13 protein-coding genes are annotated in these 13,302 nt (G+C 67.9%); 4 read left to right on the top strand and 9 right to left on the bottom strand.

The annotated features are described in order from the left end of the window. Positions 1-340 precede the first annotated feature (340 nt). Together ACFWMR_RS15275 and ACFWMR_RS15270 are read right to left on the bottom strand one after the other, a co-directional pair. On the bottom strand, positions 341-2,365 hold the full coding sequence (locus ACFWMR_RS15275; RefSeq protein ID WP_378378798.1) for a CocE/NonD family hydrolase: 2,025 nt from the start codon (positions 2,363-2,365) through the stop codon (positions 341-343). A gap of 3 nt (positions 2,366-2,368) precedes the next feature. Then, a complete protein-coding gene (locus tag ACFWMR_RS15270) occupies positions 2,369-3,667 on the bottom strand; it encodes an ATP-grasp domain-containing protein (protein WP_378378797.1) in 1,299 nt (432 codons plus the stop codon). An 83-nt stretch (positions 3,668-3,750) separates the two neighbouring features. On the opposite strand from ACFWMR_RS15270, the gene ACFWMR_RS15265 reads away from it, so the two are divergent. The 3 genes from ACFWMR_RS15265 to ACFWMR_RS15255 are packed head-to-tail and all read left to right on the top strand — an operon-like array spanning position 3,751 to position 7,391. Continuing rightward, on the top strand, positions 3,751-5,265 hold the full coding sequence (locus tag ACFWMR_RS15265) for an FAD-dependent oxidoreductase (RefSeq protein WP_378378796.1): 1,515 nt from the start codon (positions 3,751-3,753) through the stop codon (positions 5,263-5,265). Beyond that, positions 5,265-6,362, top strand: a complete 1,098-nt coding sequence (locus tag ACFWMR_RS15260; RefSeq protein WP_378378795.1) for a carboxylate-amine ligase — start codon at positions 5,265-5,267, stop codon at positions 6,360-6,362. The genes ACFWMR_RS15265 and ACFWMR_RS15260 overlap by 1 nt, the downstream gene beginning before the upstream one ends. An 18-nt stretch (positions 6,363-6,380) precedes the next feature. After that, positions 6,381-7,391, top strand: coding sequence for an iron-containing redox enzyme family protein (locus tag ACFWMR_RS15255; RefSeq protein ID WP_378378794.1), 1,011 nt, complete (start codon positions 6,381-6,383; stop codon positions 7,389-7,391). Here ACFWMR_RS15255 and ACFWMR_RS15250 read toward each other — a convergent pair. Next, entirely contained in the window at positions 7,359-7,574 is a 216-nt protein-coding gene (locus ACFWMR_RS15250; RefSeq protein ID WP_378378793.1) for a CDGSH iron-sulfur domain-containing protein, read from the bottom strand. The two genes, ACFWMR_RS15255 and ACFWMR_RS15250, sit on opposite strands and share 33 nt — an antisense overlap. A gap of 397 nt (positions 7,575-7,971) precedes the next feature. After that, positions 7,972-8,193, bottom strand: a complete 222-nt coding sequence (locus ACFWMR_RS15245; RefSeq protein ID WP_378378792.1) for a DUF6480 family protein — start codon at positions 8,191-8,193, stop codon at positions 7,972-7,974. A gap of 156 nt (positions 8,194-8,349) precedes the next feature. On the opposite strand from ACFWMR_RS15245, the gene ACFWMR_RS15240 reads away from it, so the two are divergent. Beyond that, positions 8,350-8,763 carry a DUF6292 family protein gene (locus ACFWMR_RS15240; RefSeq protein ID WP_378378791.1) on the top strand — a complete coding sequence of 138 codons (414 nt, stop codon included), beginning with the start codon at positions 8,350-8,352 and terminating at the stop codon, positions 8,761-8,763. A 66-nt stretch (positions 8,764-8,829) separates the two neighbouring features. Here ACFWMR_RS15240 and ACFWMR_RS15235 read toward each other — a convergent pair whose 3' ends face one another. The 5 genes from ACFWMR_RS15235 to ACFWMR_RS15215 all read right to left on the bottom strand — a co-directional run bounded on the left by ACFWMR_RS15235 (position 8,830) and on the right by ACFWMR_RS15215 (position 13,283). Then, complete coding sequence (locus tag ACFWMR_RS15235) at positions 8,830-9,717, bottom strand: polysaccharide pyruvyl transferase family protein (protein WP_378378790.1); 888 nt, start codon at positions 9,715-9,717, stop codon at positions 8,830-8,832. A gap of 125 nt (positions 9,718-9,842) precedes the next feature. Beyond that, the gene (locus ACFWMR_RS15230; protein ID WP_378378789.1) at positions 9,843-10,793 is read right to left on the bottom strand and encodes a DMT family transporter; all 951 of its coding nucleotides are present in this window, start codon (positions 10,791-10,793) and stop codon (positions 9,843-9,845) included. Between the two features lie 49 nt (positions 10,794-10,842). Continuing rightward, a complete protein-coding gene (locus tag ACFWMR_RS15225) occupies positions 10,843-11,163 on the bottom strand; it encodes a hypothetical protein (RefSeq protein ID WP_378378788.1) in 321 nt (106 codons plus the stop codon). Positions 11,164-11,349: 186 nt separating this feature from the next. Next, a complete protein-coding gene (locus ACFWMR_RS15220) occupies positions 11,350-12,321 on the bottom strand; it encodes a quinone oxidoreductase family protein (RefSeq protein WP_378378787.1) in 972 nt (323 codons plus the stop codon). A 161-nt stretch (positions 12,322-12,482) separates the two neighbouring features. Next, positions 12,483-13,283 (bottom strand): GNAT family N-acetyltransferase, encoded by an 801-nt coding sequence (locus ACFWMR_RS15215; protein ID WP_378378786.1) that lies wholly within the window; start codon positions 13,281-13,283, stop codon positions 12,483-12,485. Positions 13,284-13,302: the final 19 nt, after the last annotated feature.

Raw genomic sequence — 13,302 nt, 5'->3', positions numbered from 1 at the left:
TGCCGGTCTCGTGCTGTGGCAGACGACGTGACGGGGGAAGATTCCGGACGTTCAACGGCCGGAATCTTCCCCCGTCGACCACACCGCCGTCCGGCACAAGCTCCACTCGGCACCGAGACGAGGCCGAGCGTGGAGGATTCAGGACGTCGAACGTCCCCAATCCTCCACACACGACCGCCAGTCGCACCAGCGGGTAAACAAATACGAGTCCGCTAGAACCCGAAACGCCACCACGACCCCCTCATGCGACGTCGCCGAACCCCTGACCCTCAAGGTAGTGAAGGAGGCCTTCACGGACCGACGGGCGCCGACCGGCGGTGATGCTGGCGCGAAGCCGGTCCTAGACCTGGTCACGGGGAACCGTCCGATGCCAATTGCGGGAGAACCTCCTTCGCTCTCCTTCGTAGCCGTCGAGCTGTGCGTCGATCACGAACTCGGTGGGGGTGCAGGACACCCGGGTGCGGGTTTCGGACCTGGCTTCCCAGTCACCGCGCGCGAAGGTCATCGACCACGCGGTCTCCGCCACCGGGGAGCAGAAGTCGTCGGCCTTCCACGAATAGGTCTCGAACACGTTCCTGGTGACTTCCAGGTCGATGTCGTCGAACCGGACCTTGCCCTCGTTCTTCACGATCTCGAGCGCCGACCGGTAGTCGATCAGGTCGCGCGAGACGGTCCACCGCTGCTCCCCCGGCTCGATCTGCGTCGCGGGCACCGGTTCCGCGCCTTCGGGCTCGCCGAACGGCCGTGCCGGGACCTCGTCCGCCTCGGCGATCGGCCGGACCGGCAGGGTGAGCGTGCTCTGTCCGGTGTGGACGGTCACCATCGCCGCTTCCGGCGGCGGCCACGCCAGCGGCCAGTACGACGACGAAATCGACAGCCGGATCCGGTGCCCGGCAGGGAAAGCCTGCGCGACCGCGTTGAGCTCGACCCGCACCCGATAGCGCTCGCCCGGTTCCAAGGGCTCCGGCTCGTCGTGCCCGTCGCGATGGGTCAGGTTCAGCAGTCCGTAGGTCACGCGGGTGGCCCGGCCGTCCGGCGCGACGTCCGACAGCCGGACGGCGACCTGCGCCACCGGTTTGTCCGCGGAGACCTCCAGATCCACCACCGGCGACCCGAGGATCTCGCACGGCTCGGTCAGTTCGTCGGTGTCGAACACGAGCGAACCGCCGTCCTCTTCACGCTGGTCGTACGGCAGATCGGGCGGCGCGCTGTAGGACGCCCACTTCCCGGCGAACTGGCCGACGGACAACGGGGACTCCACCCGCAGGTTCTCCGCCGGGACCTCCTCACCGGGACGGGCGATCCGGTACCGCGCCAAGCGATGCTCGGACGGGTGCACATGCGGTGAGGGCCACGACGGCTCGCCCACCCAGCGGCCGGGCCTGTCCTCATAGGAGGTCGAAGGCGGGACGCTGTCCTGCATCCAGGTCTGGAGCATCGGCCCGTCCATCACGCCGTTGTCGACGTCCTTGAGCCAGTGATCCCACCAGCGGACGAGTTCCTGCAGATAGCCGATGGCGGGCCCCGGTCGCCCCAGATGCGGGTACTTGTGCGACCACGGCCCGATGAGCCCGCGGCGCGGCACGTCCAAGTTGGCCAGGAGACGGGAAACGGCGTTCGAGTAGCCGTCCGCCCAACCGCTGGAGGCGAGCACCGGCACCTGGACGTCGCTGTAGTTCTCGCAGACCGACGCGTGCCGCCAGTAGTCGTCGCGGCGCTGGTGGCTCAGCCATTCGCCCGCCCAGAGAGTGCAGTTCTCCAGCCGTTCGTGCCACAGCTCGCGCCAGCGCTCCCCCGCCAGCGCCGGATCGGGCGGCAAGGCGGCATAGGCGAACATCGTGGACGCTTCGGCGACGTTGTCCGACAGCAGGCAGCCGCCCATGTAGTGCATGTCGTCGGCGTACCTGTCGTCGGTGAAGGAGGAGATCGCGATCGCGGCCAGACCGTGCGGCTTGCGCGCGGCCACTTGCAGGGCGGCGAACCCGCCCCACGAGATCCCCATCATCCCGGTCCGCCCGGTGCACCACGGCTGCCCCGCGATCCACTCCAGGACTTCTTCCGCGTCCTGCTGCTCCCGTTCCAGGTACTCGTCGGCGAGCACACCTTCGGATTCGCCCGAACCGCGGATGTCCACGCGGACGCAGGCGTAACCGTGCCCCGCGAGATAGGGGTGGTGGACCGAGTCCCGGACCGAGGTCAGGTCACGGTGCCGGTACGGGATGTACTCCAGGATCGCCGGAACCGCCTCGGTGTCGGAAGCGACCGGGCGCCAGATCCTCGCCGAGAGCCGGACGCCGTCGGACATCGGGATCCAGACATGGTCTTCCCCGGTGATCTCGTACGGCAGCGAAGCCACCGTCCGCATGCGCTATCCCTCCTCGAATTCGAACCGCAGCGCTTCCACGCACCGGCGGTATTTGGCCTTCATCTCCCGTTCGGTCTGCGCGGCGACGTAGAGGTGGGCGAGTTCGTAGCTGTAGCTGTCCTGTTCGGGCAGTTCCGAAAGCCGGATGCCTTCCTTCGCAACCACTTCGATCTTCACCCCCGGGATCTCTTCGCGCAGGGTGGCGATCTCCGCGCGGGTGGGAACCCGGGTGACGAACCCGTCCTCGAAACGGCGGAAGTACCACTTTCCCGCGATCCGGTAGTCGCCGCCGCGCCGCCGTTCGCCGGGATCCTCTCCGAGCGCCAGCCGCACCATGAGCTGATGGTTGGACGAACCGTCCACGTACTCGAAAAGTTCGGCGTGCGACTGTGAATGCCGTGGGTTGATCTCCAGCAGGCAGACCTGACCGGATTCGGGATGGCAGAAGAACTCGATGCTGAACGTGGCGTTGTCGAAGCCGATCCGCTCCATCACGCGGACCGAGACCTCTTTCATCCGCCGGATCGTGTCGTCGGGCAGCTGCGACGGGTACTGATGCCTTTCGAAGCACGGTGAGCCGTCGTAGTTGATCGAGTCGAGCGCGCCGTACACGGTTATGCGTCCATTGTGGACGTAACCTTCGGTCGCGGCCTGGACTCCGCTGAGCTCACTCTCCGCGAGGCAGGCGGCTCCACCCACGTCGGCCACCTCCGTGGGGAGCCTGACCTTGCCGAGGACCAGATCGAAGGGATCGCCGACCCTGCCGACGCCTTCCCGGATCTCGACGACGGCCTTGTCGAACTCGGCCTCGTCGGCGACACGGAAGGCCAGTTCGGACGAGAACGACTTCACCGGCTTGAGCCACATGGGGTAGCCGACTCCCTCGGGTGGCCGAGGGCTCTCGTCGTCCAGATCGACGATGCCGAACGCGGGCACCTCGTCGATGACCTTCGACTGTTCGAGGCGGCTCCAGTACTTGTGCTCGCACTTGAGCACGGCTTCGAGCGATACACCGGGCAAGCCGTACTTTTCGCACAACATCGCCACCATCGTCGAGGCCGGGAAGTCCCAGTAGCCGACGATCGCGTCGATGGAGCCGTCGAAGGCGTCCAGTACCGCCTGTGCTTTCTCCATGAGTTCGACGATCCGGATCTCACCGTGCTGGAGTTCCTCGATCGACAACAAGGGGTGGAAGAGGTACCGCTCCGCGCCCGGCACGCGTCTCAGTACCTCTTCGTTGCCCTCGTCGAGGCCGATCACGAAGATGTTCTTCTTCTCCGGGGACCTGGGGGCTGTGTTCATGGCCGACGGCTACCCGTTCGAGTGAACAGGAAAACCCGGCCGGCGCTGGTTTGTCCTCTGGGACAGCCGGGAATCCGCCGGTCATGACGGAGTTGCCCGGCACACGTTCCCTGTGGCTCGACACCGCTCCCGCACCCGACCGGACCGGCACACCACTGCCTCCGGAGGTCCACGTCGCCGTCCTGGGCGGCGGCATCGCGGGACTCACCACGGCCTATCGGCTCGCGAGGGCGGGCCGATCGGTCCTGGTCCTGGAGGCGAGCCGGCTGGCGGCGGGCGTCTCCGGGCACACCACCGCCAAGCTCAGCACCCAGCACGGGCTGAAGTACGCCTTCTTGGCCAAGACCAAGGGCACCGAGGCCGCCGCGACGTATGCGTACAGCCAGGCAGCCGCCCTGGACTGGATCGCTGCCGCGGCGGCCGAGCTCGGCGTCGACTGCGGTTTCACGCGTGCCGACAGCTTCGTCTACACGACCAAGCCCGAGACCGTGGAGAGCCTTGAGCGAGAAGCGGAAGCGGCTGCCGAGGCCGGGCTGCCCGCCACCTACGTCACCGACGTGGACCTCGACGTCCCGGCGATCGGCGCGGTCAAGTTCGCTTCACAGGCCCATTTCCACCCGCGTCGCTGGTTGCTCGCTCTCGCCGACGAGATCGAGAAAGCGGGTGGGAAGATCGTGGAAGGCGTCCGCGCCGAGGGTGTCGACGAACTCGGCGGAACGAGGGTACGAACCAGCGGCGGTGAGGTACGAGCAGGCGAAGTCGTGGTCGCGACGCACTATCCCGTCTTCGACCGGGGCCTGTACTTCGCCCGGCTCGATCCGGTACGAGACCTGGTGGTCGCCGGCCCGATCGAAGGAAACCCTGCCCCACAGGGAATGTTCCTCGACGCCGACACCCACCACTCGGTGCGGAGTTACCTCAACGAAGGCGTCCCCTACACGATCGTGGGTGGCGAGCACTACCGCGTCGGCGATTCCGTCGACGTCGAGAGCCGATACGAGCGTTTGGCCTCATGGGCGGGTACGCACGCCGGGGTGCGGCGGGTGACGCACCGCTGGTCCGCGCATGATCTGTCCACAGTGGACTCCGCGCCCTACGTGGGGCGCTACCATCCGGCGAGCCGTCATCTCTGGGTCGCCACCGGTTTCGGACAGTGGGGCATGACCGGCGGGACCGCCGCGGGGCTGCTGCTGGCGGACCTCCTGACCGGCCGGGACAACCCCTCGGCGGATCTGTACGACCCGAACCGGTTCGACCTCCGCTCCGCGCTCTCCACCGTGGAGAACAACGCCACCGTGGCCAAGTTCCTGGTCGGCGACCACCTCAGCGCGTTGCGGAAACCCGCTTCGCTGGACGAGCTCGCGCCCGGCGAGGCCAAGGTGACCCGGGACGGCGGCGAACTCGTCGCCGCCTATCGCGACGACGGCGGCGAACTGCACGCCGTCGGCGCCCATTGCACCCATCTCGGCTGCCTGGTGGCGTTCAACAACGCGGAAAAGACCTGGGACTGTCCCTGTCACGGTTCGAGGTTCGGCCTCGACGGTTCGGTGATCCAGGGCCCGGCTGTGCGCGCGCTGCCGAAGAAAGGCGCGCGGTGATGGTCGGCATCGGGGTCGAGGAGGAGTTCCTGCTGGTCGACCCGAGAACGGGGGTGAGCTGCCCGCGTGCCGAGGCCGTGATCGAACGGCAGCGGATCTGCTGCCCCCTGCCGGAAGGCGCCGCCGTGCACCGCGAGCCGCGGCCGACGCAGATCGAGTCCGTCTCGGGCATTTGTGGCACCGCCGACGAGCTGTACGAGCACCTGACGGCGGGACGGCGTTCGATCGCCGAGGCGGCGGCCGGAGAGGACTGCGCCATCATCGCCTCCGGCACTCCGCTCCGGCCTTCACCCGATCGTGAGTACGGCACGGACGACCGGTTCGGTGAAGTCGACACGCTGTACGCCGGTGTCGTCAAGGCCTGCGAAGCCTGTGGATGTCACGTGCACGTCGGCGTCTCCGACCGGGAGACCGCGATCGGTGTCGTGAACCATCTGTCCGAATGGCTGCCGATCCTGCTGGCGCTGTCGGCTAACTCCCCGTTCGAGGGCGGTCGTGACACCGGATACGACAGCTGGCGCATGGTGGAGCAGAGCCGCTTTCCCGGTTCCGGTCTCCCGCCCCATTTCGCCGACGCGGCCGACTACGACCGGCAGGTCGATCGCCTGATGGATTGCGGCGTCCTGGTCGACGAGAACCAGACGTTCTGGCTCGCCAGGCCCTCCTCTCAGTGGCCGACGGTCGAAGTCCGCGCCGCCGACACAGCGTCCACTGTGGACGAAGCCGTCCTGCAAGGACTGCTGACCCGCGCGCTGGTGATCACCGCGCTCGACGACCTAGACCACGGCGTGACGGCCACGCCGCTGGACCCGCAGGTCGCGGCCGCCGCCGTCTGGTCGGCCGCCCGGTACGGGCTCAGCGGCCCCGCCGTCGATCCGGTGACAGGCAAACCCGTGCCCGCCACCGACCGGATGGCCTCGCTGCTGGGGCACGTCCGGGAGGCACTGGAAGAGACCGGGGACAGCGATCTGGTGCGCACGCTGCTCGATCGGCTGGAGCGCGAAGGCACCGGCGCGGAAAGACAGCGCCGGGCCTCCGCCGACGGCGACGTCGCGGTGTTGCGGATGCTGACCGAGGAAACGGTTCCGCACCCGTAGATCGGGTACTCCGCTCGTATGACGACGATCGACCGAACGGTGGCCGCGACGCTGCCCGAGATCCGCGGCCCGCTTTCCGCCGCCGTGGTGGACACGCTGGCGGGTGGCCGCCGCGACGACTTCGACTTGGACACCGTCCTCGGCGCCGACCCGTTCGGTGAAGACCTCCAACTGGCGTTGCACGTTTGCTATGAACTCCACTACCAGGGCTTCGCCGGAGTGGACGACGGCTGGGAATGGGATCCGCGGCTGCTCGGTTTCCGGGCCGCGCTGGAGCGCGCCTTCCTCGACGGGATCCGCGTCGCCGTGCCCGGCGGGGACGACGTCGAGACCCTGCTCGACGAGCTGTTGGTCGAACCGGTCGACGGCGAAGGCGTCTCGCACTTCCTCCGTGACGAAGGCGAGTGGTGGCACGTCGAGGAGTACTTCGCCCACCGGTCGATCTACCACCTCAAGGAGGCCGATCCGCACGCGTGGGTGATCCCGCGGCTGCGCGGGCGGGCCAAGGCCGCGCTGGTGGCCGTCGAATTCGACGAGTACGGCGGCGGACGGGCCGATCAGGCCCATTCACGGCTGTTCGCCGACCTGCTGACCGGAGCCGGTCTTTCGCCGGGCTACCTCGCCTACCTCGACCACGTTCCGGCCTGTACGCTGGCGACGGTCAACATGATGTCGCTGTTCGGACTGCACCGGAGTCTCCGGGGAGCGCTCGTCGGGCACTTCGCCTTTTCCGAGATCACCACCGCTCCGCCGGCCCGGCGGATGGACGAGGCGTTGCGACGGCTGGGCGGAGCGGCCGAATGCCGCTACTTCTACACCGAACACATCGAGGCCGACGCCGTGCACGAGCAGGTGCTGCGGCACGACGTCGTCGGAGATCTGCTGGAACGGGAGCCGGAGCTGGCCGCGGACATCGCCCTGGGCATCCAGGCCACCGGCCTGCTGGAAGACCGGCTGACCGAGCACCTCCTCGGTGCCTGGTCCGCCGGTCGGACCTCACTCCTCCGGCCGTTGCGCCCCTTGCCGTGACCGGCGGCGGTGGCTGGTGTCGCAGAACGGGTAGCGCTTGCTGCGGCGGCACGCGCAGAGCGCGACGACGAACCGGTCGGACTCCACCGTTTCGCCGTCCGGCGTGACGATCTCGACGGGCCCCTCCACCAGCAGGGGCCCACCGGGCTCGATCCGCACGCGGGTCCTACGGCCGGCCGGCACGGATCACCTCCGGTTCCTCGTGCCGTCGCTCGGCGGAGATGTCGGTGATCGCGGTCATGTTCAGGGCTACCCCGGTCGTGCGACGCCAAACGTCCACTGTGACCGGCCGGACGCGGGTTGACATGGCCTATCGAGAGGCGAGACGAATACGGCGTGATCGAGTTTCCTGCCGGGTAAGGCGAAGGTGTCGGGTCGTTGTGGCCGCGACTGCGTGGATTTCTGAGCGTTCTGACACTCGGGCGCGACAGGATCGACCATGCCTTATTTGGCTCACCACCGCCTAGACGGAGCCGTCCGAACGCGAGGAAATCCGCGGTGAGCAAGGACCGTCCTCCGGCGACCCGCACGACGACACCGATCCGCAATCCGGCTGAGCACTCAGGACCGAATCCACCGATCAGAGCAGATCCAGCGCCCGGAGGACGAAGAACCCGGCGACCCCCACGACGAGGATCCCGATCACGATGAGGGCGATGACGGCGGGCTTGCGCGAAGGGATCGGCTGCGGATGCGACAGACCGGATGTCTGCCCGGCGTCCGGTGGGGTGTCGCCGGGACGAACGGAACCGCCGGGTTCCAAGCCTGGCGCGTCTTCTGGCTCTGGTCCGGGTGTGGTCATGTCCTCACCGTGACAGACCCGCCGGGACCCGGCAGCGCGACATTCCGGGTTTGAACCGGTCTTCCACGGGTCATACTGCGCTCGGACGGGACGATTCCCGTTACCGCGTCAAGCAGTCGGCGCCGCGTCGCGACGAGACGGCAAGGGGCGAAGAGCATGGAATCGGAAGTCGGTGAAGCGGTGGTCCGGGGATTGCACCGTTACGTGAAGCTCGTGATCGAGGAGCTGAGGCTGAGCGGGAACGCCTACTACGTCCAGCTCGATCCGACGGGCGGGGCGTACATCGCCTTGGACCGGCGGCTGCCCGGTCATCCCGGATGCGACGTGGCCTTGGTGTGGAGCGAACGCACCGGGTGGGCCCTTGCTCTCGAAACAGACAGCCGGGAGGACCTCATGGTGGTCGACCGCCTGGGTGCCGAGATCCTTCCTTCGCCCCGGGTGGTGGCCACCTTCACCCGAGATGCCTACGCGGGGGAATACATGGGGGACGAAGACGATTCCCCGCTCCCGGCTTGCGAAGACCTCGCCGAGCGATTGGCCATGTACGCCACCGCCGCCCTTCCGGCCTAGGTCGGTTCCCGGACAGCGTCGAACAGCCGCCCGTCGCACATCACCTCGACGTGTGACCGGTCCCGGTCATCGCACCGGCCCGCTCTTGAGCGTCTCGACCAGATCCCGCACGAGGCCGTCGCCCGTCGGCAGCGCGCGGAGAGCGGCCACCGACCTCCCCTGAATCGAAGAACACCAGCGCCACCAGGAGTCGAGGATCTTCGTGTCGCCGCTCTCCGCCGCCGAAACCAGCGCAGGCCAGCCGAGAGCGTCGGCCTGCGCGCTGACCTCTCCCCCGCCGTCGACCGGGTCCACGGCCAGCACCGGAACCCCCGCCCGGAGGCCCAGCACCAGACCGTGCAGCCGCGTCGTGACCACGACGTCGAGATGCGACAGGATCGAGGTGAACTGATCGGGTGTCTCGCACCGCTGCCAGTCGGCGGAAGCGAGCCGCATGTCGAGCGGGATCCTGGCGCAGTCGACGCCGGCGATCCATTCGGTCAGCGAGGTGTGGACTTCCGTGTGACGGCCCGCCGCTCCGTATTCGCCTTGTCCTGGCGCCAGGATCACCCCGGTGACCAGCACTTCGTCGGTCGTCGCGCCGAGGGAGAGGTCGGGGGTGCCGATTCCGTCGTGATCGCGGGCGAACACTCGGTCGAACCCGGTGACCGCGTCGTCGGCGGGGTCGATCACGGAGACGCCGACGGCGATCCGGCGGCAGTGGGCGAACCGCCGGTGTACCTCCCGCAACTGCCGGCCGTGAGCGGGTCCGCAGACGAACACGACGTGGCTGTACCTCGCCGGATCCACCTCCTCGTAGCTCAACTCGCCAGGACGGTGGGCGGGGCTCCACGCCAGATCGTGCGGCAGCCCGATGGTGGACAGGACCCCGCCGACCTCACGCATGGCGAGCACATCCCCGGCGGTCGCCTCGCCGTGCCGGAAGCTCGCCCAGCTGATCACCAGTGCACGCATATCCGTGGCTTACCCGGCTGCGCCCGTTTCACACGGGTTTTTCCTATCCGGACCGGATTCGCCGCCATCGTGGAAAGCGCGTCCGGACCCGTGAGGCGACGGCAGCGGCTGCTTCTCCGGGGAGATCACTGCGGCGCCGGTTCCTTCGAGTGCCGTCCCAGGCTGCCGATCGCGGCCATGATCAGCACGACACCCACGACGCCGGCCACCGTCAGCCGCTCCCCCAGGAAGACGACGGCGATCACGACGGCGGTGACCGGCTCCAGCAGAGTCGCCACCACCGCCGCGCCGCTGGGGGTGGTCCGCAGGCCGGTGAACAGCAGCGCGTAGGCGAGCGCCATCGTCACGGCCCCGAGATAGCCGATCAGTGCCCACGATCCGAGGTCGGCGGTCCAGATCCCGCCGCCGCTCGCCAACGGCACGACCAGTCCGGCGGGCACGAGGACCATCGCGGCGACGCAGGTGGTCGTCGTGGTCATGGTCAGCGTGTCGAGCCGTAAGGACAGCGGCGCGGCGGCTTCGGCGGAGAAGGCGTAAGCGGCCCCGGACACCAGTGCGGCGAACACCCCTAGAACCGGGTACGGCGATTCGCCGTCAGGGCTGCCGACGACGCTGACCAGCAGAAGCCCTGTCACCGCGACCGTGACCGTGAGGAACTGGCCGGCGGAAGGCCTGCGGCGGCGCCGGACGCTGCCGGTGATCAGCAACAGCACCGGCGCGAACCCGAGACACACCACGGTGGTGATGCTCACCCCGGTCCACAGGACGGCCACGAAGAAGAACAGCTGGAAGATCGCCGTCGAAACCCCGACCGCGGTCACGCGCCGCCAATGCCGCCGGCCGAGCCGCACGCAGTCGCGCGACCGCCGCATCGCGGCGGCGGCGATCACCAGGACGACAACGGCGAAGAAGGCGCGGTACCCGCCGATGGCCAGCGGCGAAAGGCCCGAAGCGACGTGGACGACCGGGATGGCCGGGCCGATCGTGCCCCAGAGCACGCCGGCCAGGCACACCAGGACCAGGCCTCTCCCCTGGCCCGCGGACGCCTGAACAGGCTGGGTTTCCGTGGTGGTCACACCGGCAGCATGTCAAACGGACTCCGCGGGCCGTCGCTCGCCTTCCGGGCTATTTCACGAGGTAGGACCGGTAGGGCACCAGCGTGTTCGCGGACTGATGCAGGGAAGTGACGGCGTACGCGCCGCCCTGGCAACCAGGCTCCTTGAAGAGGAAAAGGTCCATATCGGTGAGATTCGTGACGGAGCGGACGGCGAAAGGTGCTTCCGCGCAGGATCGAGGCTGCGCCGGGACGCTCACGGACGATCCCGTGTAGGCGACGCCGGAGTAGAGCTGGATCGCGCCACTCGCCGCGGCGGAGGAGAATTGACCACCCGCCACAACGGCAAGCGAAGCCAGCAGGAACGAAAGGACAGTTTTTCCGGAACGCATTATTTTCCCCACGCTCGATGGACGACGACGAAATCCTAACATCCGGATGACCGGCCGAGGAATGGTTCGTTTTCCCGCTCAGCGGTTCATTCGAAACATTCGCTCGAACAAACACGGAGCGAATAGCGCAATATCGGCGATTACTCAAGACCGGCGGGATCATCGACAGCCGATCGACAGAATCGGTCAGCGACCCGGGTCCAACAGCAGCTTCCCGGAAGTACGCCGCGACTCGATGTCCACATGCGCCTGTCCCGCTTCACTCAGCGAGTAGCGCTTCGTGATCTCGACCTTCAACTTCCCCTCGCCGAGCATCCCGAACAAGGCGCCGGCGTGTTCGCGCAGCAACTCGGGCGTGTGGACGTGGTCGGCGAACACGGCGTAGGAGACCTTGATGCTCTTGGGCAGGTCCGTCAGCCGCACCTGGGGGATGTCGCCGATCAGCGGGCCGTAGTAGACGAGCGTGCCCGACCGGCGCAGCACCTCGACGGAGGAGTCGAAGGTGGCGGCGCCTCCGCCGTCGAAGACCGCGTGCACTCCCTCGCCGCCGGTGAGCTCCTTGACCCGCTCGGCGAAGGCGCCACCGGTCGAGACGAGCACGTCGTCCACACCCGCCGCCAGGGCGACCGGCACCTTCTCCTCCTGCGACACCAGGCCGATCACGTGCGCTCCGCGCAGTTTCAGCAGCTGGGTGACCATCCGGCCGACCCCGCCCGCGGCGGAGTGGACCAAGGCGACCTGGCCCTTTTCCAGCGGGGCGACCTCCGTCACGAAGTGATGCGCGGTGAGCCCTTGCATCATGATCGCGGCGGCGACGTCACCGGGCACTTCGTCGGGAACCGGGACGACCTGGTCGGCCGCGATCGCCAGCCGCTCGGCGTAGCTGCCGTAGGCGTAGACCCACGCGACGCGGTCACCGACGGCGAAATCGGTGACACCCGCGCCGATCGCCGCGACCCTGCCCGCGCCCTCCACCCCGGGAATGAACGGAAGCCCCTTGGGCAAGCCGTATCCGACCCGGGATCCGGTGTCCATGAAATTGACACCGGCGAACTCGATGTCCACGAGCAGTTCACCCGTCCCCGGGACCGGATCCGGCCGGTCACGCGTTTTCAGCACCTCGGGACCACCGAACTCTTCCACCACTACAGCACGCATCGCAAATTCCTCTTGTCTATCGTCACGCCGAGCAGATCGGCGTCGAATCGAGAATTCGTGATCCCGCGTTCCCGCCCGATCACCTCGTACTCGAACGAGAGTAGGAGCCATTTTTTGTACCTGCAAGTACAGAAATGGGAACCCTATCCGCGCGCCCGGGCTCAGCTCGCCACGGTCAGGAAACGGATCGCCGAATTGGGCCGGAAACCGATCCGCGGATACACGGGCGCGCCCGCGACAGTGGCGTGCAAGACGGCACGCTTGAGCCCTGTGGCCCTCGCTCCCTCGTAAAGCGCCTTGCGGGTGACCGCCTCTCCGAAACCACGGCGTTCGAATCCCGGCGCGGTCGCGACCAGGATCACGAACAAGCGGCCGTCCTGTTCCACCGCGGCCGCGCAGGTGACCGGCTCGCCATCCTTCACCCCGAGATAGGCGTGCACGTCGGCTTTCCACAGGCTGGAGCCACCGATCCCGTCACGGCCGTCTTCGAGCGGGAATCCGTAGGCCCGGGAGTTGAGATCGGCGTACGCCTCCAGCTGCTCATCGGTCTGGACACGCCGGAAGATCAGCTCCGGATGCGCCGGTTCCGGCAGGGGAAGGAGATCCCCGGCCATGCCGGTGCCGGGAAACGCGAAGCTGAGCCCGGCACGCTCCGTCGCCGCGTCCAGCTCCGCGAAGGCGTCCGGAGCCAGGAGGTCTTCGAACAGCCAGAGGAAGCCACTCCGCCGCTTCGCCCGCATGATCCCGGCGGCCTCGTGCAGCCGGCGTTCCAGCAGAACCTTGTTCACACCGGTTTCGGTCAGTGTGAGGCAATTCCAGAAAACGAAGCCGCAGTCCGCCCAGCGCACCGCGATACCGGGAAGGTCCCGTACGTCCGCGGCCGGTTCGCGGTCCAGCACCATCCGGCGCCAGACCGCGGCGAGCTGCCGCATCGACTCGATCGACTCCGCACTATCCGTCATCCAGCCCTCCAATGGGTTT

This window comes from Amycolatopsis thailandensis (genome assembly GCF_042723255.1).
Classification (GTDB): Bacteria; Actinomycetota; Actinomycetes; order Mycobacteriales; family Pseudonocardiaceae; genus Amycolatopsis; species Amycolatopsis thailandensis.
Note: the sequence above shows the minus strand (reverse complement) of the source record. Positions and strands in the feature narration are given on the sequence as shown.